Genomic DNA, 26035 nt, shown 5'->3' with positions numbered 1-26035 from the left:
CCGCGAGATTTACTCCGATAATCTGCATTTGCCGCAATATCGACCGGAATTACCTTTTTCCGATAGCACTTGTTACGACAAGCGAAGGAAAGAGTATGCGCACCAGAGAAATCCGTACAGGCCGCCACCGGCTGGGTTCGGCGGGTCGCGTGCATTGCCTTTTCATTCCGGCCGTCGCGAGATATCTGCGCGAACACCGGCGTTCGTGGTTCACCGTTTTCACGGTTCCCGCGCAACACAGTTTCGCCGCCAAACGCCGCCGGACCGTAGTTCCCCGCGTACGCGTGCGCTGGATTCCCGCGCCGGTCGGCTGACAGACTTCCCCGAGTACGGCCCGGCACATATCCGTGCCGGGCCGTACTCGTATTCATGACACATCTACAGGTCGAGTTCGCGTACGAGGGCGAGCATCTCGGCGTGGAAGAGTTTTGCCGGATCCGGCGTCTGGGGCCTCAGATGGCCGTACGTCTCCAGCGCGACCAGCCCATGCATCCGGCCCCATACCCGCAGGGCAAGGGCCAGCCCGGCCGGGGGCAGGTCCGGGTAGTCCGCCCGCACATGGGCGACCAGGTCCGCGGTGAAATCCGTCCATTCGAAAGAAGAATCGCCGGTGCGGCGGGTGATGCGCGGCCAGGCCGCGGCGATCAGTCCGACCAGTCCGGTACACGCGCGCAGTTCTGCGGCGGCGGCTGGCCCGCCGGGCGGTGGCCGGTATCCGGGTACCGGGTCGCCGTAGACCAGCCGGAATTCCGCCGGCCGCTCGACAGCCCATGTCCGCACCTCTTCTCCCCAGGCGATGATCCGGCCCCCGGGATCGTGCTCGGGCACCGCGTCCCGCGCGGCTTCCACCCGATCGACCAGGGCGGTGTAGACATCGGAGATCAACGTCGAGATCAGCTCGTCGCGGGTGGCGAAATAGCCGTAGACGGCACCGGCGGTCATCCCCATCTCCCGGGCGATGGCGCGAAGCGCGATGGCATCGGGGCCACCCTCGGCGAGTAACCGCAGGGCGATCGTCTTGATCTCCTGCGTCGTCTGCGCACGTAGACGCTCTCGTCGACTCTGCACTACCTCGGCCACAGTTGACACTCTACAACGCACAGATAGTATTCATCGTACTGTTTCTGAACGCCGTGTAGTAACTGCACGGCACACAAGGAGTACTCGATGGATATCGGAGTTTTCGGCGCCACCGGCGTCATCGGTTCACGCGTGGTCGCGGAAGCGGTGCGCCGCGGCCACCGGGTGCGGGCATTCACCGGGGACGCCGAGCGTGTTTCGCGGGACAGCGCCGACACCGAATGGCAGGTGGCGAACTGGCGCGACGCGGACAGTATCGCCGAGGCAATCACCGGGCTGGACGTGGTGATCAGCGCCGTGAACGCGGGTCACGGGATTGCCGAGACCATCGAGCGGGCCGGCGATTTCGTCGTGGGCGCACACGCGATGGTCGATGCGCTGGCGCGGCATCCCGCTATCCGGGTGATCGTCGTCGGCGGGGCGGGCAGCCTGGAGGTAGCGCCTGGACGGCAACTCGTCGACGAACCCGGTTTCGCACAGAACCTGCCGCGCGATCTCGGCGTCCCCGCGGACTATCACCACGTCGTATCCGCGCTGCGCGACGCCCTGAACGTGTATCGCATGTCCAACCGGCTGTGGACCTACCTGAGTCCCTCGTCGGGACGAGTCGAGCCGGGCGAGCGCACCGGACGATTCCGCATGGGCGGCGACCAGCTACTCGATACCGGTGGCCGCGATATCTCGGCCGAGGATCTCGCTGTGGCGCTCCTCGACGAAGCCGCACTGCCGCAGCATATCCAGCGGCGGTTCACGGTGGGCTACTGACAGCGAAAACCCCCGGTTCGCAGGGAACCGGGGGTTTTCGTTCGTTTCTCCGGGGCTACCCGAGGACGCCTCAGGCGTTACCGGAAAGCTTCTCCCGCAGGGCCGCGAGCTGTGCATCGCTGGCCAGGGAGCCACCCGACTCCGCCGGGCCGGCGGTGGACTGCGCGCCGCTCTCGGACGAGTAGTTCGACGAACCGCCGCCGTTGACGGCCTCGGCCGCGGCGTCGGCCGCCATCTTCTCCATCTGCGCGGTGTGCATCTTGTGCCGGCGCTCCGCCTCGGCGTAGCGGCCTTCCCACTCTTCGCGCTGCTTGTCGAAGCCCTCGAGCCATTCGTTGGTCTCGGGATCGAAGCCCTCGGGGAAGATGTAGTTGCCCTGCTCGTCGTAGCTGTCGGCCATACCGTACTTCGACGGATCGAACTCGGGGCTGTAGTCCTCGTTGGCCTGCTTGAGGCTCAGCGAGATCCGGCGACGCTCCAGGTCGATGTCGATGACCTTGACCATCGCGTCGTCGCCCACGACCACGACCTGGTCCGGGACCTCCACGTGGCGCTCGGCCAGCTCGGAGATGTGCACCAGGCCCTCGATGCCCTCCTCGACGCGGACGAACGCGCCGAACGGGACGAGCTTGGTGACCTTGCCCGGCACGATCTGGCCGATGGCGTGGGTGCGGGCGAACTGCCGCCACGGATCTTCCTGGGTGGCCTTCAGCGACAGCGAGACACGCTCGCGGTCCAGGTCGACGTCGAGAACCTCGACGGTGACCTCGTTGCCCACCTCGACCACCTCGGACGGGTGATCGATGTGCTTCCAGGACAGCTCGGAGACGTGCACCAGACCGTCGACACCGCCGAGATCGACGAAGGCGCCGAAGTTGACGATCGAGGAGACCACACCCTTGCGGACCTGGCCCTTCTGCAGCTGGTGCAGGAATTCGCTGCGCACCTCGGACTGGGTCTGTTCCAGCCAGGCACGGCGCGACAGAACCACGTTGTTGCGGTTCTTGTCCAGCTCGATGATCTTGGCCTCGATCTCCTTGCCGACGTACGGCTGCAGATCGCGGACGCGGCGCATCTCGACCAGCGACGCGGGCAGGAAGCCGCGCAGACCGATATCGAGAATCAGACCGCCCTTGACGACCTCGATCACGGTGCCGCGAACGGCCTCGTCCTTCTCCTTGAGCTCCTCGATCGTGCCCCAGGCGCGCTCGTACTGAGCCCGCTTCTTGGACAGGATCAGGCGACCCTCTTTGTCCTCCTTGGTGAGGACCAGGGCCTCCACCTCATCGCCCACGGAAACGACCTCGTTCGGGTCGACATCGTGCTTGATGGAGAGCTCGCGAGACGGGATGACGCCTTCGGTTTTGTAACCGATGTCGAGCAGGACCTCGTCGCGGTCGACTTTGACGATGGTTCCTTCGACGATATCGCCGTCGTTGAAGTACTTGATCGTGGCGTCGATGGCGGCGAGGAAATCCTCGGCGGAGCCGATATCGTTGACGGCTACCTGCGGCGAGGTGACGGTGGTGGGCATGTGGCGGTTTGCTCCGGACGGATTGTGATCGGTTGCGGACATTGAGACTTTCGGTACGCTGCGATACACCCAGCGGCTCCGGGTGTGATCACTTGCGGGTTCAGCGTACGCGACCCGTATCCAGCCGGGCAAACGACCCCCCGGTGCGAATCTATAAGCTTCGCGTCGTGTCCGACGACCTCGTTCAAGATCGCCACGCTCAGGCCACCGCACTACTGGGAACCACGGGTGCCGCACGCTCGCGAGTCGATTCGGAAGAAAGCGAACGGGCGAGCCGGCGCTGGTGGGATGCCGACGCCGGCCAGTACCACGATACCCATGGAGAGTTCCTGGGCACCGCCAGTCCGGGGGGTGAGTTCGTGTGGTGCCCGGAGGGCCTGCACGAGGGCGATATGCGGCTGCTCGGCGAGGTCGCCGGGAAACGGATCCTCGAACTCGGCTGTGGTTCGGCGCCGTGCGCACGCTGGCTGGCCGGTCAGGGCGCACATCCGGTGGGCCTGGATCTGTCGATGGGAATGTTGTCACGGGGGCTTGCCGCCATGGATCGGGGCGGACCCCGCGTCCCGCTGGTCCAAGCGGGCGCGGAGGCTCTGCCGTTCGCGGACGAATCGTTCGATCTGGCATGTTCGGCCTTCGGTGCCGTGCCGTTCGTCGCCGATTCCGCCCGCGTCATGCGGGAGGTGGCCCGGGTACTGCGACCCGGTGGCCGGTGGGTCTTCGCGGTGAACCATCCGATGCGCTGGATCTTCCGCGACGATCCGGGGCCGGACGGACTCGAAGCCGTGTTCCCCTATTTCGATCGCACCCCGTACACCGAATTCGACGGCGACGGCCGCTGCACCTATGTAGAGCATCATCGGACGATCGGCGATCGCGTCCGGGAAATCGTCGGCGCGGGATTGGTCCTCGACGATATCGTCGAGCCCGACTGGCCGGAATGGCTCGACCGGGAATGGGGCCAGTGGAGCCCGTTGCGCGGGCAGATATTCCCGGGTACGGCCATATTCGTCAGCCATAAACCGGAATCATCGACCGGCTGACCATGGGCAGAAAGCATCCTCCGGGCCCGCGGTGACCGCGGGCCCGGAGGACGGGCGGAACTGTTCAGGAGTCGTCGCTGCGGGAAGTACGCGGCGAGCGGCCGGCCTGGTCGAGCGCACGCCGGAGCGCGAACTCGATCTGCGCGTTCACGCTGCGCAGGTCGTCGGCCGCCCATTTCGCCACCGCGTCGTACACCGCCGGGTCGAGCCGGAGCAGGACCTTCTTGCGTTCGGCCATCAGCTGTACAGCGATCCCGCATTGACCACGGGCTGGGCCGGCCGGTCCCCGCACAGCACCACCAGCAGGTTCGAGACCATGGTGGCCTTGCGCTCCTCGTCCAGGTCGACCATGCCCTCGGCGGTGAGCCGTTCCAGCGCCATCCCGACCATGCCGACCGCACCCTCCACGATCCGGGCTCGCGCCGCGACGACCTGGTTCGCCTGCTGGCGCACCAGCATCGCCTGGGCGATCTCCGGGGCGTAGGCGAGGTGGGTGATCCGCGCCTCGATGACCTCGATACCCGCGGTTTCGGTGCGATCGCGCAGTTCGACGGTGAGCTCCTCGGCGACCTCGGCGCCGTCACGCAGGCTGGTGCGTTCGTCGTCGTGGGCGTCGTACGGGTGGGTGGTCGCCAGATGCCGCACAGCGGCCTCGGACTGGGTCGCCACATATTCTTCGTAGTCGTCCACGGCGAACGCGGCCTTGAAGCTGTCGACCACCTTGTAGACCACCACTGCGGCGATCTCGACCGGGTTGCCGTCGGCGTCGTTGACCTTCAGCTTCTGCGTTTCGAAGTTGCGGACCCGCAGCGAGATGCTGCGCCGGTCGGTCAATGGGAGAACCGAGAAGAAACCGGGATCGCTCACCGATCCGATATAGCGGCCGAAGAACTGGACGACCTTGGCCTCGTTGGGGTTCACCACCGTGAGCCCGGTGATACCGAGCAACAGCAGAACCCCCACCACGCAGGCGACGATCGCCCCGGCCAGCGCGGCGGCGTTCTGGTTCTGCCCGAAGGCGACGAAGCCCGCCACCGCGACGGCCGCCAGCGCGATCGTGAGAACCAGCCAGATCAGCAACACCACGAACCCGTTGACCCGTGCGGCATCCCGGAACTTCATGACATCCTCCCTCTATCAAAGTGATATCACCAAGATAGCAGCGGGATAGTGACCCGGCAAACTCCGACGGGTGAGGAAATCGTCCCGGGAGACCGGCACGTCGCACAGCCCATGCCGAGGAGTACCCCGGGAACGGGCCGAGCAGTTCGGGCTGGACCCCCGCTTTGATCGGCCGCGGCGGACCCGAGCCCGCGGCCGATCACTCCTGCCCGGCAGGGCTTCGCGGGCGGCTCGGACCGCGGCCTCGCAGACCGCGACACCGATATCCGACGCCTCGACCGCCGGTTGGGCGAGCCAACCGGCGTGGGACGGCATCCCCGACGTGCTGACACCGGCCGGCAGGTCGAAGCCCAAGGGCGCACTCTGCAACGATGGCCGGATGGACGGGACGGAATCGGGACAGCGGCTACGACTGGGTCTCGTCGACGGCGACGGGATCGGACCCGAGGTGGTGGATTCGGCGCGGCGGGTGGTCGACGAGGCACTGACGGCCGCCGGATGCCCCGCCCCGGAGTGGGTCTCGCTGCCGATGGGCCGCGGGGCGATCGACGAATTCGGCACGGCGCTACCGGAATCCACTCTCGAAGGGTTGGCCGGGACCGACGGCTGGATCCTCGGCCCCCACGACAACGCGTCCTATCCCGCGCAGCACCGCATCGCGCCGGGCGGCGTGATCCGCCGGCATTTCGGCCTGTACGCCAATATCCGACCGGCGCAGGCATTTCCCGGAATTCGCGCTGTCGCGCCCGATATCGATCTGGTGATCGTGCGGGAGAACAGCGAAGGTTTCTACGCGGACCGAAACATGGCCGTCGGGTCCGGCGAGTTCTGTCCCACCCCCGATGTCGCGCTCTCGGTGGGCCTGGTGACCCGCTCGGCCTGCGAGCGGATCGCCCATGACGCATTCCGGCTCGCCACGACCCGGCGCAAGCGCGTGACGATCGTGCACAAGGCGAATGTGCTTCCGCTGACCATGGGATTGTTCCGTGACACCTGCTACGCGGTCGCGCGGGACTACCCCGGAATCACTGTCGACGACGAACACGTCGACGCGGCCGCCGCCCATCTGGTGCGCTCTCCCGGTGACTACGACGTGCTGGTCACCGAGAATCTCTTCGGCGATATCCTGTCCGATCTCGCCGCCCAGTTGAGCGGATCATTGGGCACGGCGCCCTCCCTGAACTGCTCGGCCACCCGGGCGATGGCGCAGGCGGTACACGGCGCGGCGCCGGAGCTGGCGGGGCACAACCGGGCGAACCCCGTGGCTCTGCACCGCTCCGCGGCCATGCTCCTGCGCTGGCTGGCGCAGCGCCACAACGATCCGCACTCCGGCCGGGCCGCGGACCGTATCGACCGCGCCGTGCGCGCGACCTTCGCCGCCGGCATCGCCACCGCGGATCTCGGCGGCCAGGCGTCGACGGCCGAATTCACCGAACAGGTGACCGCGCGTATCCATCACCGGTGACCACGGTCCGTACGGAAAGCACTGACGTGCCGCGCCGCGAATGTCATCATGGCTCGATGGCCTGCACCACGGCCCGGAATCGATGACCACACAACGATTGCAGCTGCGTACCATGCTTCACCACAAACCCACACCGACCTCCGTCGCAATCTACGAATTGGTGGGCACCCGATACCAGCGTGTCGCGCAATTCCGGCTCACCGGCACCGCCGCCGTGGAATTGACTCTGACCAGACCGGACGGATGTCCGATGGCGCGACGCTGGCTCCGGGAGGGCATCCGGATTCCCGGCGTGGCGGAACCGGCAACGATTCACGATGGTCCCGCGTTCATGCGTGCTCTGCTGGCGCCGCGCCGCCTGAGCTATTGCCGGATCGTCGACGAGACCCCGGGTCCCGCCGTATCCGGTGCACCCGCGGGCCCGGGCAGGACGGGGGACGAGCGCCGGTGAATCCGCTCCAGCCGTGGACCGGAGTCGTCGACGACACCCTGCTACGTTTGACCAATGTCGCGGGGGTTGTAGGCCGGTACCGTGCCACGCTCCTGCGCGATTACAGTTCCAGTCTCGAAGGTGTCGCCTACGACCTCACTTCGGTCGATCGCGATTTCGCCATACCTTTCGAGTGGCGCTCCGAAGCGCGCGGCGACGCACGCGGCGCGGTGCCGCCCAGCGGTCGTTTTCCGCCGTACACACCGAGCCACGCCGAGCAGTACATCTCCTCACGCCGGCTGGTGATCGATGAAGAGCTTTCGAATACGCTTCCTTCCAGCGCGAACGGCGTCTTCATCGCACGCGACGCCGAAGGTGTCTTCTACATCTACAAACCCGATGACATGGAGATGTACGGCGGTCTGAACTGGATCCCCCACGCCCCCGGGCAACTGGCTCGGCGAGAAGTCGCCGGATACCGCATATTCGACGGGCTCGGAGCTGGTATGCGGGTGCCCCCGACGGCGCTGGTAACCGGCCCGCACGGGCCGGGTATGGCGCAGCTGTTCGTGCCGATGAAGGCCAGTAAGGACTGGCACGAATACCCGAAGATCCATCAACAGCAGACCGCGGTCGGACATTTCGTGATCGGCAATCTGGACGAGAACGAGGCGAACTTCCGGCCGAAATACGATGGGCACAACGAAGCGCACCGCGCAGACGACGAGTTGGTGGTCTTCGATCTCGGCCACTCCATACCGGAGACGGCGGATCCGCGTCGCGGCGGGGAGGATTTCGTGCTGGGATCACCCTTCGTGGACCACTGGGCGGGCGAGCAGTTGGAGCCGGATGTTCTCGGCCCCGTGAATGCGGCCACACGCGAAGATATGGGCAGCCGTGTCGAAGATCTCGCGCTCAGCGACAGCGCCGTCGACGGTGTCCTCGAGCGGCTGGCCTATGTGCAGCGCACCGGCACCGTCGCCGCCGAGTGGCCGGTACACTGACCGCCGGCCGGCCCCTCACAGCAGCCGGGAGAGGAACTCCTTCGTGCGATCGTGCCGGGGGGCGGCCAGCAGGTCCGCGGGCGGCCCGGCCTCGACCACCACTCCCTGGTCCATGAACACCAACTGGTCGGCGACCTCCCGCGCGAAACCCATCTCGTGCGTGACCACCACCATCGTCATACCGGAATCGGCGAGTTCGCGCATCACGGTCAATACCTCACCGACCAGTTCGGGGTCCAGGGCGGAGGTGGGCTCGTCGAAGAGCATGAGTTTCGGGTCCATCGCCAATGCGCGCGCGATCGCGACCCGCTGCTGCTGCCCACCGGACAACTGCGCGGGGTAGGCATTCGCTTTGTCCGCCAGCCCGACTCGATCCAGCAGTTCCTCGGCGCGCGCGGTGGCAGCCGCCTTGCGGGTCTTCTTCACCTGCATCGGCGCCTCGATCACGTTGCCGAGCGCGGTCCGATGCGGGAAGAGGTTGAAATGCTGGAAGACCATCCCGATCTCCCGGCGTTGCCGGGCGGCGTCGCGGGGATGCAGTTCGTAGAGCCGTCCGGCTTTCTCCCGGTAGCCGACGAGTTCGCCGGCCACGTACAGCCGCCCCGCGCTGACCTGTTCGAGATGGTTGATACAGCGCAGGAACGTGGATTTCCCCGAGCCGGAGGGCCCGATGAGGCACAGCACCTCACCCTGCCGGACCTCCAGTGTTATCCCGTTGAGCACCCGCAGCGCACCGAAGTTCTTGTACACCCGGTCGGCGCGGACCATCGGTTCCGGACTGGTCGCGGTCATTTCGCCCGTGCCTCCCCTTGTGCGTCGGCCAGCGCCTGGAGCTGTTTGGCCGTCAACTGCCGCGATATCCCGCGTGAATAGTATTTCTCCAGGTAGTACTGACCGACCATCAGCACGCTGGTGATCGCCAGATACCAGGTCGCGGTGACCAGCAGCAACGGGATGGGCAGGAAGTTCACGCCGTAGATATCGCGGGCCCGCCCGAACAGGTCGGTGCTGAGCGGGATGGCGGTGACCAGCGCGGTGGTCTTCAGCATGCTGATGAGTTCGTTACCGGTCGGCGGGATGATCACCCGCATGGCCTGCGGCAGCACCGTCCGGCGCATGGTCTGCGACCAGGACATGCCCAGGGCGGTGGAGGCTTCCCGCTGGCCCTCCCCCACGGAGTTGATACCGGCCCGGACGATCTCGGCCATATACGCCGCCTCGTTGAGGCCCAGCCCGATCACCGCGAACGCGAACGCCGCCTGCAGGCTCTGCACATCCAGTTCGAACAGCCGGGGTCCGAACGGCACGCCGAGCGCGACATGCTGGTACAGCGACGGCACCAGACCCCAGAACACCAGCTGCACATACACCGGGGTGCCACGGAAGACCCACAGATACACCCAGGCGGTGGCGCGCAGCACCGGGTTCGGCGACAACCGCATCACCGCAAGGGTGGTGCCGAGCGCCACGGCGATCACCATCGCCAGCACGGTCAGTTCCAGGGTGACCACCGCACCGGCCGCGATCCGGGTATCCCGCAGATACTGCCAGTACACGTCCCAGCGATAGGCGGGATTGGTCGCCGCGCCGTAGACGAACAGGCCCACCAGGACAAGGATCAGGACCGCCGCGAGCCACCGGCCCGGGCGGCGCAGGGGGACGGCCTCGATCGCTTCGGGTTCGGGATCGTCGCGGGTCGCGCCCGGGTCGGTGGTCATGGCGTCAGCTCCTCGCGCCGTTGATCACGGAGGTGCCCAGCGCACCCTCCTGCACACCCCAGTTCTCGGTGATCTGCCGGTACTGCCCGCTGTCCATCAGATGCTGCACGGCATCGCGCAGTACCGGCCCGAGCGGGGAATACTTGGCCACCGCCCACCCGTAGGGAGCGGCATCGAAGACCGGGCCCGCCGGTTCGATCTTCCCGCTGGTCTGTTTGATGGCGTACGCCGTCACCGGGGAATCCGCGGACATGGCGTCGACCTGGCCGAGGACCAGGGCGTTGGTGACCGCGCTCTGCTCGTCGAACGCGTCGATGATGATCGGATCCTTCCCGGCGGCGACGCACGCTTCGCTCTTGGCCGGGACCTCCTCGATGTGCTCCACGGTTGTCGCCTGCACCGCGACGCGTTTACCGCAGGCGTTCTCCGGGTCGATATCGTCGCCTGTGCGCTGCGCCCACTGCACACCGGCACTGAAGTAGGTGACGAAATCGACCTGCTGTTCTCGTTCGGGCGTATCGGTGATCGACGACATCCCGACGTCGTAGGTCCCGGCCTGAACGGCGGGGATGATCTTCTCGAATGCCGATTCGGTGTAGCGGGCGCGGATTCCCAGCACCGCGGTCACGGCATCCATCAGGTCGATATCGAAGCCGACTATCGCGCCGTGCCGGTCGCGGTACTCGTTCGGCTGATACGGCACATTCACGCCGACCACCACCTCCCCCGCCGCGGCGATATCGGGTGGTACGCGGGCCACTAGTTCCGGCACGGTCTGCACCGTGATCTTCGGTGGTACCGGCCCGGTGTCCTCGATATTGGTCACGCACCCGGCCGTCAGCAGCACACCGGCGATTACGCACACCATCCGCCGGATCCGGGAACCGGATCGATCAGCCACTGTCACACCACCTGCCGTCGCAAGGAATCGGGTCCGCAGTCCGTCTCGGTGGACGTTGCCGGCGCTTCCACTCGAGGACGTTGTCAGCACAGTAGGCGAACCGAGGGTGCAACACGGCCGTAGTAACCGAGATTTGACCCGGGCACACCAGGAGCCCGCCGAACCGGCGGATATCCGGCGGGCGAACGGCTACCGTCTGCAGATCATGGTGCAGTCGGTGGAATTACTGCTCGACGAGGCGTCCGAGCAGCGGATCCGGCGACAGTGGGAACTGCTCGCCGAAGCGGGCCTGCCCGGTCTGGGACGCGGCGCGCGCGCCGGCGATACCGACAGCCACCGGCCGCATATCACCGTGGCGGTGGCCAGGCAGATCTGGCCGCGGATCGAAACCGACCTGGACCGTTTACCTTTCCGGCCGTTCCCGATCCGCCTCGGCGGTGTTCTGGTGTTCGGGGCGCGCCGGCCGATTCTGGTCCGCGCGGTGGTGCCGTCGGAACAGCTGCTGGCCTGGCATCGGCGCGTGTATCAGATCGTGGCACCGTGCCCCGACGTTCCGGCGAACCTGCATCCGAACCAGTGGACCCCACATATCACGCTGGCCCGGCGGGTGCTGCCGCAACGCATCGGGGAGGCGGTGAGCGCGGTGGCCGCGGACAAGGACACGGCCGCGACGGTGGTGGGCCTGCGGCGCTGGGACGGGGACCGGCGCCAGGCCTGGCCGATCGCCGGACACGGCTGAACCGGACGCCCACGCGACGGATACGAGGCAACGTAGGGTGGGTGCCGGTGGCGTACGACACCGCCGTGGAACAACCGCGGCCGGGGCCGGCGTTGCAGCCTGTATACCGACCACGAGAGGACGTCATGGCCACCCAGACACTGACGCAGCAGAACTTCGATGAGGTAGTCACCAGCAACGACGTGGTACTCGTCGATTTCTGGGCTTCCTGGTGCGGACCGTGCCGCAGTTTCGCACCCACCTACGAGGCATCGGCGGACAAACATCCCGATGTCGTGCACGGCAAGGTCGATACCGAGGCCGAACAGGGCCTGGCCGCGGCCGCCAATATCCAGTCCATCCCGACCATCATGGCTTTCCGCGAAGGCGTCTTGGTCTTCGCCCAGCCGGGCGCGCTGCCGCCGGCCGCGCTCGAGGATCTGGTCTCCCAGGTCAAGGCGCTCGATATGGACGAGGTTCGTAAGCAACTCGCCGAGCAGCAAGCGGCCAACGGCGAAGTGGCCGAATAGAATCGGCGAACGACGGCGGGCTCCACACTTTCCGGGGATGGTGTAGAGCCCGCCGTCGTGTCGTATTCGGCGCCGGGGCGATACCGGCGCCGGATCAGCGGGTCAGCGCTGGGCGACCAGACGATTCACGCTGGCGATCATGGCGCGCACCGATGATTCCGCCCCGTCCGCTGCCAGGGCCACGCCCCAGCCGCGCCGGCCGTCGAATTCGCATTGCACGAAGGTGGCGGTGCCCGCGGCGGTCCGGCGCTGATGGAAACGCAGGATCTCCACGGGATAACCCGCCTCGTAGAGGGCGGAAGTCATGGCCGCGATCGGACTACCGGCGGCCACCACCGAACGGGACCACCCCGGGAATTCGAGGGTGGCGGTGAACGCGCCACCGCGGGCACCGGTGGACGACCAGCCCGCGAGGCGGATCGGACCGGCACATTCGCCGAAGCGTTCGTGGAATTGGGCCGCGGTCAGCTCGGCGCATTCGGTGCGCAGGCTACGAGGAGCGGCAGTGGTCAGGGCGTCGTTGTCCAGAGTCAGTGTGGTCATGAGCACGTAGGTCTTCCCAGAGAAGGTCGGCAGGTTGGGGGACCAGCAAAATCGAGAAAAGGGGACCCGCAGCGAGGGGGCCGGTCCGAATCAGACCCCGCTACGGCGGGTTACTACTACGGCAAGAACCCGCCCGGCCGGCTTCGCGGTGCGCGCAAGAAGCGCCGCGCCCTCGCGGTCCGCGAGAATCGGCGCGGCACGTAGGCCGTCGGCGTGGATCTGCACGGTGTCGAGAATAAAGACTCACCAAGCGGATGGCAACCATATACGCGCCGTGGTTTTCGCTACCGCGCAGTAGTGTTTCCGCTGGTCATCGTCGCGTAACCCGGAATTTCCCGGGCCCGGCGGTGACGAAGCAGACTCCGTGGTGAGCACGCGGACCGTCATACCGGGGAACCCTGTCGGCTCCGGGCCCGGCGGTCAGCCGAGTATCCCGGTGATCGTCGGGCACCGCCCCTCAGTGCGCGGCCGCATCCCAGCTGCGTCCTACGCCGACCGAAACGCTCAGCGGGACAGACAGTTCGATGGCCGAGGACATATTGTCGCGGACCAGGTCGCGCAGCTGCTCCTGCTCCCCCGGTGCCACCTCGAGGACGAGTTCGTCGTGGATCTGCAGCAGCATCCGGGACCGCAGGCCCGAGTCCGCGAGCGCCCGGTGCACGTTGATCATGGCGACCTTGATGATGTCGGCGGCAGTGCCCTGGATCGGGGCGTTGAGCGCCATCCGTTCGGCGGACTCGCGGCGCTGCCGGTTGCTGTGGTCGAGATCCGGCAGATAGCGGCGGCGGCCGAACAGGGTCTGGGTATAGCCCACCTTGCGGGCCTGTTCCACCACGGCCTGCAGGTAATCGCGAATCCCGCCGAACCGGGCGAAGTAGACGTCCATCTGCTCCTTCGCCTCCTGCGTGCTGATCTTCAGCTGGGCGGACAACCCGTAGGAGCTCAGCCCGTAGGCCAGCCCGTAGGACATGGCCTTGATCCGGCGGCGCAGTTCCGGCGACACCTCGGAGATCGGGATATCGAAGGCCTTCGACGCGACGAAGCTGTGCAGATCCTCGCCGGAGTTGAAGGCCTCGATCAGACCTTCGTCGCCGGACAGATGCGCCATGATCCGCATCTCGATCTGGCTGTAGTCGGCGGTCATCAGCGATTCGTAGCCGTCGCCGACCACGAACGTATCCCGGATCATCCGGCCGGTATCGGTGCGGATGGGGATGTTCTGCAAGTTGGGTTCGGTGGACGACAACCGGCCGGTGGCGGCGATGGTCTGGTTGAAGGTGGTGTGGATCCGGCCGTCGTCGGCGACGGCTTTCAGCAGGCCGTCGACGGTGACCTTGAGGCGGGTGGCGTCGCGGTGGGCGAGCAGATGCTGCAGGAAGGGGTGCTCGGTTTTCTCGTACAGCGATTCCAGTGCGTCCGCGTCCGTCGTGTAACCGGTTTTGGTGCGTTTGGTCTTGGGCATATCGAGCTCGTCGAACAGCACCACCTGCAGCTGTTTCGGCGAGCCGAGGTTGATCTGCTTGCCGATCACGCCGTAGGCGGCGTTCGCGGCGTCGGTGACCTTGTCGGCGAACCGGCGCTGCAGTTCGGTGAGCTGTGCGTTGTCCACCGCGATCCCGGCGTCCTCGAGTTCGGCGAGCACCCCGAGCAGCGGCAGTTCCATCTCGTCCAGCAGCGGCCGGGATTCGATCTTGCCCAGCTCTTCGTCCAGCGCGCCGGCGAGATCGGCCACGGCGCGGGCGCGCAGCATCTCCCCCTGGGCGAGTTCGGTATCGACCGCGTCCTCGGCGTCCAGTAGTGACAGCTGCGGCGCCGCCTCGGTTTCGGTGCGCAGTTCCCGGTGCAGGTAGCGCAGCGACAGATCGTCGAGATTGAAACTGCGCTGACCCGGCCGGACCAGATACGCCGCGAGCGCGGTATCGCTGGTCAGGCCCGCGAGGGTCCAGCCGCGGCCACGCAGCGCGTGCAGGGCACTTTTTGCCTCGTGCAGTGCCTTTCCGGCGGCGGGATCGGCCAGCCAGGCGGCGAGGGCGCTATCGTCCTCTGTGGTGAGGCCGGTGACATCGATATAGGCCGATTCGCCGTCCGCGGCGGCGATCGCCAGGGCGCGGACATCACCGGCGGCCGGAACACCGCTACCGTTGATCGATATACCGTGCCGGGCACCGGCTTTCGCGTGTTCGGCCAGCCAGTCCGCCACACTGCCCGGCGCCAGCGTCTGCCCGCTGATCTCGAAACCCGATTCGGCCTCGGCGGTGGGCGGGGCCAGGGTTTCGAACAGCCGGTCGCGCAGGACCCGGAATTCCAGATCGTCGAACAGCTGATGGATCCGCTCCCGGTTCCAAGCGCCCTGAGCGAGCTGATCGGGCGTGTAGGGCAGCGGGACATCGCGGACCATCTCGGTGAGCTGCCGGTTGAGCACCACACTGCTCAGGTTGGCGCGCAGGGCATCGCCGACCTTGCCGCGTACCTCGTCCACCTTGTCGACCAGGGTATTCAGATCGCCGTACTCGCGGATCCATTTGGCGGCGGTTTTCTCCCCCACGCCGGGGATGCCGGGCAGGTTGTCACTGGGGTCGCCGCGCAGGGCCGCGTAGTCCGGGTACTGCGCCGGGCTCAAACCGTATTTCTTGTCGACCTCTTCCGGGGTGAACCGGGTGAGGTCGGAAACGCCCTTGCGCGGATACAGGACGGTGACGTTCTCGTTGACGAGCTGAATGGAATCGCGGTCGCCGGTGACGATGAGCACCCGGTATCCCTGCGGTACCGCCTGGGTGGTGAGGGTGGCGATGATGTCGTCGGCCTCGTAGCCCTCGATCGCCATCACCGGGATACCGAGGGCACCCAGCACCTCTTTGGTGAGCTCGACCTGGCCGCGGAATTCGTCCGGGGTCTTCGCCCGATTCGCCTTGTACTCGGGGAACGCATCGACCCGGAAGGTCTGCCGGGAGACGTCGAAGGCGGCGGCGACGTGGGTGGGTTTCTCGTCCCGCAGCAGGTTGATGAGCATGGCGGTGAACCCGTACACCGCATTGGTGGTCTGGCCGGTGACGGTTTGGAAATTCTCCGCCGGCAACGCGTAGAACGCGCGGTAGGCCAGTGAATGCCCGTCCAGTAGCAGCAGCGTAGGCCGGGTTTCCGGCGAACCGGTGGTATCGGCGGGAGTGGGGAGGCTCGGCTGCGCGGTGGTCGGTGGGGTCACACCCCGAGAGTCTAGGGACTACCCCCGACACAGGACCCAGTGAGTGTCGCGCCGCCGCCGGCGAGGGTGTGCCGGTGACTAGGCGGCCGGCACAGCACAGCCGGCGAGCACCTTCGGCACCACGCCCCGGACGGGCCGTACAGCACAGCATCCGGTGAACACCCTCCGCGCTGCCCCGGGCGAGACCGACCTCACGTACCGCGGCCGGGCAAGTGGCCCGGTATCAACCGACGCCGAGATATGCCGCCTGTACGGCCGGGTCGTCGAGCAGTTCGCGGCCGGGCCCGGACTTGGTGACCGCACCGGTCTCCAGGATGTAGCCGCGATCGCTGCGGGCCAGTGCCTGCCGCGCGTTCTGTTCCACCAGCAGCACGGTGGTGCCGGTGGCATTGATCTCGGCGATGATCCGGAAGATCTGCTGGATCACCATCGGTGCCAGACCCATGGACGGCTCGTCCAGGAGCAGCAACCGCGGCCGGGCCATCAGCGCGCGGCCGATGGCCACCATCTGCTGTTCCCCGCCGGACAGCGTGCCCCCGGCCTGCTTCTCCCGCTCCCGCAGCCGTGGAAAGAGCTCGAAGACCCGCTCCAAGGCAGCGGCATGGTCGGCCTTGTTCCGGAAGGGCCGGGCATAGCACCCCATATCGAGGTTCTCCCGCACCGTCATTCCCGGGAACACACCCCGCCCCTCGGGCGCCTGCACCAGCCCGGCGAGCACCCGCCGGTGTGCCTGTACCCGGCTGATATCGCTGCCCTCGAACAGGATTCGGCCGCGGGTCAGCGGGAGCAGACCGGAGAGCGCGCGCATGGTGGTCGTCTTGCCGGCGCCGTTCGCACCCAGCAGCGTCACCAGTTCGCCCTCGGCCACCCGCAGCGAAATACCGTGCAGCGCCTCGATCCTGCCGTACCCGACCACGATGTCCTCGACCTCGAGCAGCGGTTCGCCACCGGGTTCTGCGCGTGCGGTCATCCCCGATCCTCCGATTCCTCGCCGGCGCCGGTGGCCGGGTCTTGTTCGGCGCGCAGCGCGGCCGTGGAGGCCGAAACGTCCTCGGCGGTCAGTTCGTCGTCGGGCACTCCGAGATAGGCGGCGATCACGGCCGGATCGGTACGGATATCGGCGGGCAGGCCGTCGGCGATCTTGCGACCGAACTCCAGCACCACGATCCGGTCCGTCACGCCCATGACCAGACGCATATCGTGTTCGATCAGCAGCACCGTGAACCCGTCGTCGCGGATTTTGCGGATCAGATCCATGAGTGCGGATTTCTCGCTCGGATTGAATCCGGCGGCCGGTTCGTCGAGGCACAGCAGTTTCGGCTCGGTGGCCAGCGCGCGGGCGATCTCCAACCGGCGTTGATCGCCGTAGGAGAGATTGCGGGCCTTCTCCACCGCGCGCGGGGCGATCCCGACGAATTCCAGCAGCGCCATTCCCCGGGCGATGGCATCGCGTTCCTCCCGGCGATGGCGTCCGGTCCGCAGAATCGCCCCCGGTACGGAGGTGCGGTGTCGGGCGTCGGTCCCCACCACGACGTTTTCGAGCGCGGTCATCTCACCGAACAAGCGCACGTTCTGGAACGTCCGCGCGATACCCAGTCTCGTGATCGCATGCCGTGTGGTCTTGCTGAGCGGCTTCCCGTCGAAGAACACCGTGCCCGCGCTCGGCCGGTACACCCCGGTGATGGCATTGAAGCAGGTGGTCTTCCCCGCTCCGTTCGGGCCGATCAGGCCCAGGATCTCACCGCGGCGGATCTCGAAACTCACCGAATCCAGGGCGGTGAGCCCGCCGAACCGCACCGTGAGGCCCTCGGTGCGCAGCAACGGTTCGCCGACCTCGGTGCGGATCTCCCGGTGCGCGGCCACCGCCTCGGCGACCGCGGCGTCGTCGGCGAGCGCCGGATCGACCGCGGTCACATCCACTTCCCCCGCCGGTTCCGCGCGCGGTCCGGCGGTGTAGCCGGCGGCCATATCGTCGTTGTCGAACAGGGCGTCCCCCGGGTTCGGGCCGGTCACGAGATCACCTCCGCGGCCTTGCCCGGCGCCGGACGCCGGACGGCCCGCACGATCTGCCGGCCGAAGGCGAGCAGTTTCTGCCGGACCGGGAACAGGCCCTGGGGGCGCAGGATCATCATCACCACCAGTGCGATGCCGAAATACAGATACTTCAGGTCGCCGAGGCGCTGTTCCCCGCCTTCGTCGAAGAGAATCAGGCTGCTCAGCAGCAGCACGGCATACACCGCCGCCACCACGCTCACCGCCAGATAGCCCCACCGCTGCCAGCCCGTCAACCCGCGGAAACGCCAACGCCAGCCCACCAGCAGGGCCGCGCAGAGTACCGCGACGATCGCCAGCTGCACATAGGCGTCGGCCCGGGTATCGACGATCGATACCGACATCAGCCGGTTCGGCAGGTACACCACGAGGAAGGCGCCGACGATGACACCGAGTTTGTTGCCCTGACCGCCGATCACCACCGCGCACAGGAACAGCATCGAGTTGATGATGTTGAACCCGGTGGGGTTGATGAACTGCACCTGCCCGGCGAACAGGGCCCCGGACAGACCGCCGATGGCGGCACCGATCATGAACGCCCACAATTTGAATTTGAAGGTGGGCACGCCCATGATCTCGGCGGCGTCCTCGTCCTCCCGGATCGCCACCCAGGCCCGGCCCACCCGGCTGCGTTCCAGGTTGCCGACCACCAGCAGCACCACGACCACCGCGAACATCCCGACCCAGTACCACCAGGTGCCCGAACTGGCGCGGTCGAGCAGATTCGAACTCTCCGGTGAGCCGACATTTCCGGCGGAGAACACACCGTTGGGGTGCGCCTCCGATTCGCCGACCCGTGGATAGGCGATACCGGACAGGCCGAGGCTGCCGTTGGTGAGCTCACCCAGGTTGTCGGCGAGCAGGCGGACGATCTCACCGAAGCCGAGGGTCACGATTGCCAGATAGTCACCGCGCAGGCGCAGGGTCGGCGAGCCGAGCAGAAGACCCGAAACGGCGGTCACCATGATCGCCAGCGGCACACAGGCCAGCCAGGCCCAATCGGAGTTCAGCCAGCCGCCGTCGGTCTGGTTCCACGGACTGTTCGGACTGGTCAGCAGACCCACCGTGTACGCGCCGACGGCGTAGAACCCGACATACCCGAGATCCAGCAAACCGGCCTGTCCCACAACCACATTCAGGCCGATGGCGATCAGGGCGTACATCGCGAACTGTGCCAGCACACCGCCGAAGCTGGTGCCCGGAGTATCCAGCAGCGGGGGCGGGAACAGGGGCAGCAGCGCCAGCAGCAACAGTGCCGGTATCCCGACCGCCCACTGCGCGGGCCGGCCGAGCCCGGCCCACCACGCACGGATCTCGTCACCGAATCCGCGACCCGTTGTCTTCTCGGTTGCCGCAGTGGTCATGTGCGCGCCCTTCCGAGACTCTCCCCCAGGATGCCGGTCGGCCGGAAGAACAGCACCAGCACTAGCACCAGGAAGGCCACCACATCGCGCCATTCGGTGCCGAACAGCATCTGCCCGTAGTTCTCCACCAGGCCGAGCAGCAGTCCACCCAGCAACGCCCCGCGCAAATTGCCGATGCCGCCGAGGACGGCAGCGGCAAAAGCCTTGATACCCAGGATGAAACCGCCGTTGAAGATCACGGCATGCGGAATCTTCATCACGTACAGCATGGCGGCGGCGCCGGCCAGCAAGCCGCCGATGAGGAATGTGAGCATGATGACCCGCTCCCGCGAAACACCCATCAGGGTCGCGGTATCGGGATCCTGGGCCACCGCGCGGATACCGCGGCCGAACCGGGTGCGATTGATCAGCACCTCGGCCAGAATCGCCAGCGCCACCGCCGCCACCACGATCACGAGGGTCACATTGGTGACCTCTGCGCCGGCAATGGTGAACTGCGTTTCGGGTTCGACCAGAGTGATCTGCTGCTGGGCGTTGTTGCCACCGAGACCCGGCCACAGTTCCGGCAGCACGAAATGCACGAACTCCTGCAGTACGAACGACATACCGATCGCGGTGATCAGGAAGGTCAGCGGTTTCGCGCCGCGGCGCCGCAACGGCCGATAGGCGACACGTTCCAATCCGACCGCGGCCGCCCCGGACACCGCCATACCGATCAGCATGGCCACCCCGAGATAGACGACCGTGAGCACGATGCCCTCACTGTAGGCGTTACCGCTCGGCGCGAAGCCCAGCAGCATCAGGCCCACGTACTGGCCGAACATCCCGAGCATGAACACTTCGGAGTGGGCGAAGTTGATCAGCCGGAGCACCCCGTAGACCAGGGTGTATCCCACGGCCACCAGCGCGTAGATCGCACCGTAGGACAGTCCGTCGACGGTCAGCCGCCAGAACTGATCTATGACCCCCTCGTAGTTGAAATCGATCGATCCCTGCGCCCAGACGACCGCATCGGCCGCAATGGCTGCTGTCATTGGCTATCCGCCCTCATCATCGGATCCGCACCGGGGCAGCGAGCGGTACGCGCCCGGATCCCGTCCGGTGCGCGTACCGCTCGCGCAGCGGTCAGTCGACCTCGTACACCCAGATCATCGCGGAGGACAGTTCCCCGTCCGCGTCCCACTTGTAGTGGCGGGCGAGGCCGTCACCGTCGTAGCCGCGGACGTATTCCAGCAGGTCGGGGCGGGTCAGTTCGCCGGCGTCGATACCGGTCGCGAGGATGGTGGCCAGATCGTAGGCCTCCACGGAGTACACGCCCGGAGCCTGGCCGTGCAGCTCCTCGTAGGCGGTGGCGAATTCCGCCGGTCCCGGACCGCACGGGCAGGACAGCACCGCACCGGTCGCCGCGTCACCTGCCTGGCTGACGAACTGCGGATCGTTGGTGCCATCAGCGGATACGAAGGTCGCTTCCACATTGCCGTCCCGCAGCTGCTGCACCAGCGGCGCCGCTTCGGCGTAATAGCCCGAGTAGAAGATCGCGTCCGGCTGCGCGTTGGCGATCTTGGTGACGGTGGCGGAGAAATCCTTGTCACCCTTCTTGATACTGGCCGCGCACGCCGGATCGGCAGCCCCGCCCAGCCCCGCGGTGATGCTCTTCGCCAGCCCGACACCGTAATCGGTGTTGTCCTGAACCACGCACACCTTCTTGTAGCCGGCCGTATCGACCAGGTACTTGGCCACCGACGGGCCCTGCACATCGTCGTTGGCCAGACCGCGGAAGAAGGTCTTCCAGCCGTTCTGCGTCAGGGTCGCATTGGTGGCCGACGACGACACCGCGACCAGCCCGGCATCACTGAGGATCTGCCCGGTGGCCTTGGTTTCCCCGGAGAACGCGGGGCCGACCACACCGATGATCGACGGATCGTTCACGATCTGCGGAATCACCTGGCTGGCCTTTTGCGGATCGCCCTCGGTGTCGAACGGCTTCACCTGGATCTGACAGCCCGGATTCGCTTTGTTGTGCTGATCGATCGCCAGCCGTACACCGTTGACGATATTGATACCGAGCGCCGCGTCCGGGCCGGTCAGCGCACCGGCCATGGCGATCGACGTGGTCGGCGGACAGGTCGCCTTACCGTCACCCGCCGGATCGGCCGCGGCGGCGGCGTCGGCTGCCGGAACCTCCTTGCCGGCGGCATCGATCTGCATCAACGGCTTGATGGAGAGTCCGCCGGCACCGGACCCCTCCGGATCACTGGCGGATTTGTCCCCGCACCCCGTCAGAACCAATGCGGCCGCAGCGCCGACCGCCAGAATCCCGCGTACTCGGCGGCTTCGCCGCGGCTTACCCGACCATGTCGAACCGAACACGATCTACCCCTATGTTCCTCATCAATCCCCGGCCGACCGGGGCAGCCGACTACGCCGACCTGTGAGAAACATAACGCCGGTATGTTGATCCCGTGTGACATTCGGATCATCGCGATGATCTCGTCGCGGATTCTCGCCCGAGTTTTGTTTCGGGCCGGTAAAAGCGTCCTACCGGCCGAGAACGTACCGCCGTCGAGCGGGCCGTCTACTGCGGCGCGAGATTCTCCAGCACGACCTCCGCCACCGCCTTCATCGTGGTGCGGCGATCCATCGCGGTGCGCTGAATCCATTTGAACGCCTGCGGTTCGCTCAACCCCTGCGTCTGCATCAGGACCCCCTTGGCCCGCTCGACGAGCTTGCGGGTCTCCAGCCGCTCCCCGAGACTGGCGACTTCGCTCTCCAACGCCGTGATCTCGTGGAACCGGCTCGCCGCCAACTCGATCGCCGGTACCAGATCCGACTTCGTGAACGGTTTCACGAGGTAGGCCATGGCGCCGGCATCGCGCGCCCGCTCCACCAGGTCCCGCTGACTGAACGCCGTCAGGATCACCACGGGCGCAACCCGTTTCGACGCGATCTCGGCCGCCGCATCGATCCCGTCGCGGCGCGGCATCTTCACATCCATGATCACCAGATCGGGCCGGTGCTCCACCGCCAGATCGACGGCCTGCTGTCCGTCCCCGGCTTCCCCGACGACCTGGTAGCCCTCCTCGGTCAGCATCTCCACCAGATCCATCCGGATCAACGCCTCGTCCTCGGCGACAACCACACGTTTCGCCGCGGCGTCCGCACTAGTGCCCATAAACGACCCCTCTGGTTCCGATGCCTCGTCCCGATATCGCGGACGGCGGATCGACACCGATCCCGGCCGTCGATCCGCCGTCACGCGATCGGGTGGTGTAGAGACTACCGTTCACCAGGAACGCCGTCGCATTTACCCTGCTTACCGCCCCTCCCGTCCCCGCACCCGACCCGGAATTCGGCGATCCGGCCGACGCGGGCTATCATTTGCACCCGGTGCGCCGAGTTGGCGGAACTGGCAGACGCGACGGTCTCAAAAACCGTTGTCCGAAAGGACGTGTGGGTTCGAGTCCCACACTCGGCACCAAGGTCGGACGGTGTTTTTTATTCCCGGCCATCTCTCCCACCCTCACGCAGTCCGCAGAGAGTCCGCAGCAGCCCACGCGCCGGAGTCCATTCCGTCCGCCACCGCATCCAGGTCGTCGGGAAACAGATGCCCGTACAGACCGAGGGGGAACACAGCCGCAGTCACAAATCCAACACTGCCGCGCCGGCCGATCTCTTCGCTGTTCGCGGTCGGATCGGCTGTGGGGTCGCAGTCACGGACGCAGATGTGTCAGGATCTCGCCCACGACGGGATAGGGACGCTCCTGAGGCAGGAGTCGAGCAGCAGAGTCGAAGTCGCCGACGCTCACCAGTGCACGAATTTCGCGGGCGAGCGGAGTCACGTCGCTGATATCGACTGTCCACTCGTCCGCGTAGCGCCCTACGGCTTCGCCACAGAGCCCGAGTTGCAGCGAACGGTAAGGCATGGGCCGCAGCTGCAGGTCCCGTTCGGGATCCCACTGGACGCGAGCAGGAGAGCACTTCAGCTGACGCTGCCAGGTACTGCGGTCGGAATGCAGCCCAGGCTTATAGGTCGACAGGCATGCATGCCGCAGTGCCCATTCGAAGCCGCTGCGTGAGATCTCCACGGCGAGGACTGTCTCTTGATCCGGCTTCGTACCCCAGCCGCAGCGGTACATCATCCACAGAAACGACGGCTTGATCCACGTCATCCGTTCCCGTTTCCATGCCGTAGGGAACCGGCCCTCGCGAATGGCAGGCCGACCGATAACCGGGGAGTATGCCTGGTAGACCGTGATGGTGGATGCGTTGTAGAGCGCGCGGATCTCGTGTTGCGGTTCGTGCATGTGTAGAGCGTGACGCCGAACGGCGCGGTCGGCGAGCGAATTTCACCGAATACCCGGGCATATCTCCGTCCCCGGCCGCCCGAACGGGCAGAGAAACGCCACGCTAAGGGCGGATGAATTCATCGGAGTGGGGATGTGATTTTGTACGAACACCGGTTCTGTGCAGGTCGCGGGCGAATTACCGTAGCCGCATGCACATCCTGTTCGTCTGCAATGGCAATGTGTGCCGTTCGGTGATCGCCGAACGACTCACCCGTTCCATCGCGGTCGAATACCGGCTGACCGGGATCACCGCCGAAAGCGCCGGTACCCGGGCCCTGGTGGGATTTCCGGTGGAACCACGGGCTGCCGAGGCCATCACCGGTTTGGGCGGGGACCCGAGTAATTTCCGGGCCCGAAAACTCGAACCCCAGCATATCGATCGCGCGGATCTGGTCCTCACCATGACTGAGAACATCAGGGATGAGGTCGCGGAGATGGCGGCGGCGGGGTCGCGGACGTTCACCTTGCTGGAGGCGTATCGGATCGCGCGGGTCACCGGGGCGCGTAGCGTGGCCGAACTGCATCGCAGCCGGCACAACCTGTCCCTGGTCGGGCGGGAGAACATCGCCGATCCGGTGGGACTTTCGGCGAAGGCGTATTGCGAGGTCGGCGACAAGATCGCCGATGCGCTGGTGCCGTTGCTGGTGGCGCTGGCGCCGGTGAGCACGCCCACCGAACGGCAGTGGGGACGGCCGCCGCTGGTGGTGCAACCGGCCCCGTCACCGGCCCGGTTGTCCCCGCTGGTGGCCGCCCAGCACAACGGCTGGTACGCGTGATTGTTCAGCGATCGGACAACGATACCGACTCGGAGTCTGACTTTCCCGGCCGAGCGCACTACACTCGCGGTCCGGAACATCGAGAATCCCATGCCGTTGCAGGTTCGACACACGACAGGAATGGCGCATGCCGAAACGCATTTCGGATGTTTCGCTTCATGTTTATGTGACCCCGGAAACCCTGGACAGACTCGTCGAATCCGTACGCAAGGATCTGGCCGAACATCTCGACGACGGTGAGGTCTGCGCATGGCGCTTCACCCTGCCGGTCGCCGAGGACGATTCGCGCCACCGGGAATTCGACAGCCGCTGGCGCGCGGGAAATCCCGGCGCGGAACCCCACGGACATGCGACGTTCGAGATCGCGCTGAGCCTGGTCGGTGATCCGGCCGAACTGACCGACGGCTACATCGATGCGCTGGAGCATCGGTTGCTGCGGGGCCTGGACGAACTCGGCCCCGGGGCACCGTTCACGCTCAGCGCCGAGCAGCGCACCGATGTCGATCTCGAGCCGTTATCGGCCGAGCGGCTCTGAACCACCGGGCGGCGGTCAGCGCCGCGCCGGGAAATGGCGGATAACGCCTTCCTGCACGGTGGTGGCCAGCAGATCGCCCGACCGGGAGTAGAAACGCCCGGTGGCCAGCCCCCGTGAGCCCGCGGCCACGGGGGATTCGGTGGCGTACAGCGCCCATTCGTCGAACCGGAACGGACGGTGGAACCAGATGGAATGGTTCACCGTGGCGGCGACGATCCGGTCCAGGCCCCACGACAGCCCGTGGGTGGTGATGATCGAATCCAGCACCGTGGTGTCGGAGGAGTAGCTCAGCGCGGCCACATGGATCAGCGGATCGTCGGGCAGGGTGCCGTCGGCGCGCATCCACACGCGGTTGTGGTTCAACTTCTCGCCCGTGCCCTTGAGGATCCAGGCCGGATCGTTGGTGTAGCGCATATCGATCGGATGCGGAGCGTTGACGAACATCTCCAGCTTGTCCTCGAACCCGGCGAAACTTTCCTGGATCCGCGGCAGCGTCTCCGGATCCGGCACGTCCGGCCGTTCGTGGGCGTGTTCGAGCCCCTTGCCCCATTCCTGGAAGGAGGCCAGCATGACGAACAGTTCCTGGCCGTCCTGCACCGCGGTGACGGTGCGGTTGGCGAACGCCCGGCCGTCACGATGCCGTTCGACGTGGTATTCGATGGGTTTCTTCACATCGCCGCCCCGCACGAAATGGGCGTTGAGCACATGGATCGGCCGGTCCCCGGCCGTGCGACCGGCGGCGATCACCGCCTGCGAAACCAGCTGTCCGCCGAAGGTGCGGCTGGCGACCTTCTCCGGATGGTGCCCGCGGAACACATCCTCGGACACCTCCTCGAGGTCCAGCAGCTCCAGCAGGGTGTCGAGATCACGGTGCCGGTCGGTGACGGTCTCGTCGACGGGCGCGCTCACC

29 protein-coding genes and 1 tRNA gene are annotated in these 26035 nt (G+C 66.5%); 11 read left to right on the top strand and 19 right to left on the bottom strand.

Translation table 11 applies throughout. The features are described 5' to 3' along the window. The first annotated feature begins 95 nt into the window (after positions 1 to 95). Positions 96 to 314, top strand: coding sequence for a hypothetical protein (locus QH195_RS10380; RefSeq protein WP_280422481.1), 219 nt, complete (start codon positions 96 to 98; stop codon positions 312 to 314). Between the two features lie 64 nt (positions 315 to 378). On the opposite strand, the gene QH195_RS10375 is transcribed toward QH195_RS10380, so the two are convergent. Further along, a complete protein-coding gene (locus QH195_RS10375; RefSeq protein WP_280435181.1) occupies positions 379 to 1080 on the bottom strand; it encodes a TetR/AcrR family transcriptional regulator in 702 nt (233 codons plus the stop codon). 87 nt (positions 1081 to 1167) lie between these two features. Here QH195_RS10375 and QH195_RS10370 point away from each other — a divergent pair, with 87 nt between their 5' ends. Next, on the top strand, positions 1168 to 1845 hold the full coding sequence (locus QH195_RS10370) for an NAD(P)-dependent oxidoreductase (RefSeq protein ID WP_280435180.1): 678 nt from the start codon (positions 1168 to 1170) through the stop codon (positions 1843 to 1845). Between the two features lie 70 nt (positions 1846 to 1915). Here QH195_RS10370 and rpsA read toward each other — a convergent pair whose 3' ends face one another. After that, a complete protein-coding gene (gene rpsA, locus QH195_RS10365) occupies positions 1916 to 3379 on the bottom strand; it encodes a 30S ribosomal protein S1 (protein WP_280422478.1) in 1464 nt (487 codons plus the stop codon). A gap of 167 nt (positions 3380 to 3546) precedes the next feature. On the opposite strand from rpsA, the gene QH195_RS10360 reads away from it, so the two are divergent. Then, a complete protein-coding gene (locus tag QH195_RS10360) occupies positions 3547 to 4419 on the top strand; it encodes a class I SAM-dependent methyltransferase (protein ID WP_280435179.1) in 873 nt (290 codons plus the stop codon). Between the two features lie 64 nt (positions 4420 to 4483). Here QH195_RS10360 and QH195_RS10355 read toward each other — a convergent pair whose 3' ends face one another. Together QH195_RS10355 and QH195_RS10350 are read right to left on the bottom strand one after the other, a co-directional pair. Beyond that, positions 4484 to 4657: a hypothetical protein gene (locus QH195_RS10355; RefSeq protein WP_168433925.1), complete on the bottom strand. Its 174-nt coding sequence runs from the start codon at positions 4655 to 4657 to the stop codon at positions 4484 to 4486. Next, positions 4657 to 5541, bottom strand: a complete 885-nt coding sequence (locus QH195_RS10350; protein WP_280421885.1) for an SPFH domain-containing protein — start codon at positions 5539 to 5541, stop codon at positions 4657 to 4659. Before QH195_RS10350 ends, QH195_RS10355 begins: the two co-directional genes overlap by 1 nt. Positions 5542 to 5920: 379 nt before the next feature. Between QH195_RS10350 and QH195_RS10345 the strand changes: the two genes are divergently transcribed. The 3 genes from QH195_RS10345 to QH195_RS10335 all read left to right on the top strand — a co-directional run bounded on the left by QH195_RS10345 (position 5921) and on the right by QH195_RS10335 (position 8440). Next, positions 5921 to 7006 carry an isocitrate/isopropylmalate dehydrogenase family protein gene (locus QH195_RS10345; RefSeq protein ID WP_280421886.1) on the top strand — a complete coding sequence of 362 codons (1086 nt, stop codon included), beginning with the start codon at positions 5921 to 5923 and terminating at the stop codon, positions 7004 to 7006. 82 nt (positions 7007 to 7088) lie between these two features. Further along, positions 7089 to 7457: a hypothetical protein gene (locus QH195_RS10340; protein ID WP_280421887.1), complete on the top strand. Its 369-nt coding sequence runs from the start codon at positions 7089 to 7091 to the stop codon at positions 7455 to 7457. Next, on the top strand, positions 7454 to 8440 hold the full coding sequence (locus tag QH195_RS10335; RefSeq protein WP_280421888.1) for a hypothetical protein: 987 nt from the start codon (positions 7454 to 7456) through the stop codon (positions 8438 to 8440). Before QH195_RS10340 ends, QH195_RS10335 begins: the two co-directional genes overlap by 4 nt. Positions 8441 to 8455: 15 nt before the next feature. Here the strand turns inward: QH195_RS10335 and QH195_RS10330 are convergent, their stop codons facing one another. The 3 genes from QH195_RS10330 to QH195_RS10320 are packed head-to-tail and all read right to left on the bottom strand — an operon-like array spanning position 8456 to position 11026. Further along, positions 8456 to 9208 carry an amino acid ABC transporter ATP-binding protein gene (locus QH195_RS10330; protein ID WP_432278317.1) on the bottom strand — a complete coding sequence of 251 codons (753 nt, stop codon included), beginning with the start codon at positions 9206 to 9208 and terminating at the stop codon, positions 8456 to 8458. A gap of 20 nt (positions 9209 to 9228) precedes the next feature. Then, positions 9229 to 10158: an amino acid ABC transporter permease gene (locus QH195_RS10325; RefSeq protein WP_280421890.1), complete on the bottom strand. Its 930-nt coding sequence runs from the start codon at positions 10156 to 10158 to the stop codon at positions 9229 to 9231. A gap of 4 nt (positions 10159 to 10162) precedes the next feature. After that, the gene (locus tag QH195_RS10320; RefSeq protein ID WP_280435196.1) at positions 10163 to 11026 is read right to left on the bottom strand and encodes an ABC transporter substrate-binding protein; all 864 of its coding nucleotides are present in this window, start codon (positions 11024 to 11026) and stop codon (positions 10163 to 10165) included. Between the two features lie 166 nt (positions 11027 to 11192). On the opposite strand from QH195_RS10320, the gene QH195_RS10315 reads away from it, so the two are divergent. Both QH195_RS10315 and trxA read left to right on the top strand, forming a co-directional pair. Continuing rightward, a complete protein-coding gene (locus tag QH195_RS10315) occupies positions 11193 to 11798 on the top strand; it encodes a 2'-5' RNA ligase family protein (RefSeq protein ID WP_280435178.1) in 606 nt (201 codons plus the stop codon). A 125-nt stretch (positions 11799 to 11923) separates the two neighbouring features. After that, positions 11924 to 12307 (top strand): thioredoxin, encoded by a 384-nt coding sequence (gene trxA, locus QH195_RS10310; RefSeq protein WP_280421892.1) that lies wholly within the window; start codon positions 11924 to 11926, stop codon positions 12305 to 12307. 102 nt (positions 12308 to 12409) lie between these two features. Here the strand turns inward: trxA and QH195_RS10305 are convergent, their stop codons facing one another. The 9 genes from QH195_RS10305 to QH195_RS10265 all read right to left on the bottom strand — a co-directional run bounded on the left by QH195_RS10305 (position 12410) and on the right by QH195_RS10265 (position 22640). Then, entirely contained in the window at positions 12410 to 12850 is a 441-nt protein-coding gene (locus QH195_RS10305) for an alpha-isopropylmalate synthase regulatory domain-containing protein (RefSeq protein WP_280421893.1), read from the bottom strand. A gap of 90 nt (positions 12851 to 12940) precedes the next feature. Next, a complete protein-coding gene (locus tag QH195_RS10300; protein ID WP_280421894.1) occupies positions 12941 to 13075 on the bottom strand; it encodes a hypothetical protein in 135 nt (44 codons plus the stop codon). Positions 13076 to 13307: 232 nt separating this feature from the next. Beyond that, positions 13308 to 16052: a DNA polymerase I gene (gene polA / locus QH195_RS10295; protein ID WP_432278315.1), complete on the bottom strand. Its 2745-nt coding sequence runs from the start codon at positions 16050 to 16052 to the stop codon at positions 13308 to 13310. Between the two features lie 223 nt (positions 16053 to 16275). Then, positions 16276 to 17022: an ABC transporter ATP-binding protein gene (locus tag QH195_RS10290; RefSeq protein WP_280421895.1), complete on the bottom strand. Its 747-nt coding sequence runs from the start codon at positions 17020 to 17022 to the stop codon at positions 16276 to 16278. Further along, positions 17019 to 18020: an ABC transporter ATP-binding protein gene (locus tag QH195_RS10285; RefSeq protein ID WP_432278316.1), complete on the bottom strand. Its 1002-nt coding sequence runs from the start codon at positions 18018 to 18020 to the stop codon at positions 17019 to 17021. The genes QH195_RS10290 and QH195_RS10285 overlap by 4 nt, the downstream gene beginning before the upstream one ends. Positions 18021 to 18061: 41 nt before the next feature. Next, positions 18062 to 19468 carry a branched-chain amino acid ABC transporter permease gene (locus tag QH195_RS10280; RefSeq protein ID WP_280421897.1) on the bottom strand — a complete coding sequence of 469 codons (1407 nt, stop codon included), beginning with the start codon at positions 19466 to 19468 and terminating at the stop codon, positions 18062 to 18064. Beyond that, positions 19465 to 20502 carry a branched-chain amino acid ABC transporter permease gene (locus QH195_RS10275; RefSeq protein WP_280421898.1) on the bottom strand — a complete coding sequence of 346 codons (1038 nt, stop codon included), beginning with the start codon at positions 20500 to 20502 and terminating at the stop codon, positions 19465 to 19467. Before QH195_RS10275 ends, QH195_RS10280 begins: the two co-directional genes overlap by 4 nt. Before the next feature lie 91 nt (positions 20503 to 20593). After that, complete coding sequence (locus QH195_RS10270) at positions 20594 to 21784, bottom strand: branched-chain amino acid ABC transporter substrate-binding protein (RefSeq protein ID WP_280435194.1); 1191 nt, start codon at positions 21782 to 21784, stop codon at positions 20594 to 20596. A 259-nt stretch (positions 21785 to 22043) separates the two neighbouring features. Beyond that, complete coding sequence (locus QH195_RS10265; RefSeq protein WP_280421183.1) at positions 22044 to 22640, bottom strand: ANTAR domain-containing response regulator; 597 nt, start codon at positions 22638 to 22640, stop codon at positions 22044 to 22046. Between the two features lie 219 nt (positions 22641 to 22859). Between QH195_RS10265 and QH195_RS10260 the strand changes: the two genes are divergently transcribed. After that, positions 22860 to 22946: transfer RNA gene (locus QH195_RS10260), tRNA-Leu, on the top strand. Positions 22947 to 22988: 42 nt separating this feature from the next. Here the strand turns inward: QH195_RS10260 and QH195_RS10255 are convergent. Both QH195_RS10255 and QH195_RS10250 read right to left on the bottom strand, forming a co-directional pair. Then, positions 22989 to 23111, bottom strand: a complete 123-nt coding sequence (locus tag QH195_RS10255; RefSeq protein WP_280421184.1) for a hypothetical protein — start codon at positions 23109 to 23111, stop codon at positions 22989 to 22991. A gap of 67 nt (positions 23112 to 23178) precedes the next feature. After that, on the bottom strand, positions 23179 to 23772 hold the full coding sequence (locus tag QH195_RS10250; protein WP_280421185.1) for a DUF4291 domain-containing protein: 594 nt from the start codon (positions 23770 to 23772) through the stop codon (positions 23179 to 23181). 191 nt (positions 23773 to 23963) lie between these two features. On the opposite strand from QH195_RS10250, the gene QH195_RS10245 reads away from it, so the two are divergent. Both QH195_RS10245 and QH195_RS10240 read left to right on the top strand, forming a co-directional pair. Beyond that, a complete protein-coding gene (locus tag QH195_RS10245; protein WP_280421186.1) occupies positions 23964 to 24590 on the top strand; it encodes a low molecular weight phosphatase family protein in 627 nt (208 codons plus the stop codon). A 127-nt stretch (positions 24591 to 24717) separates the two neighbouring features. Then, positions 24718 to 25125, top strand: a complete 408-nt coding sequence (locus tag QH195_RS10240; protein WP_280421187.1) for a hypothetical protein — start codon at positions 24718 to 24720, stop codon at positions 25123 to 25125. Positions 25126 to 25140: 15 nt separating this feature from the next. On the opposite strand, the gene QH195_RS10235 is transcribed toward QH195_RS10240, so the two are convergent. Continuing rightward, on the bottom strand, positions 25141 to 26034 hold the full coding sequence (locus QH195_RS10235; protein WP_280421188.1) for an acyl-CoA thioesterase: 894 nt from the start codon (positions 26032 to 26034) through the stop codon (positions 25141 to 25143). Between the last annotated feature and the right edge of the window lies 1 nt (position 26035).

This window comes from Nocardia carnea (genome assembly GCF_029868855.1).
Taxonomy (GTDB): Bacteria; Actinomycetota; Actinomycetes; order Mycobacteriales; family Mycobacteriaceae; genus Nocardia; species Nocardia carnea_A.
The sequence above is the reverse complement of the archived record's forward strand: the minus strand, read 5'-3'. Positions and strand labels throughout refer to the sequence as shown.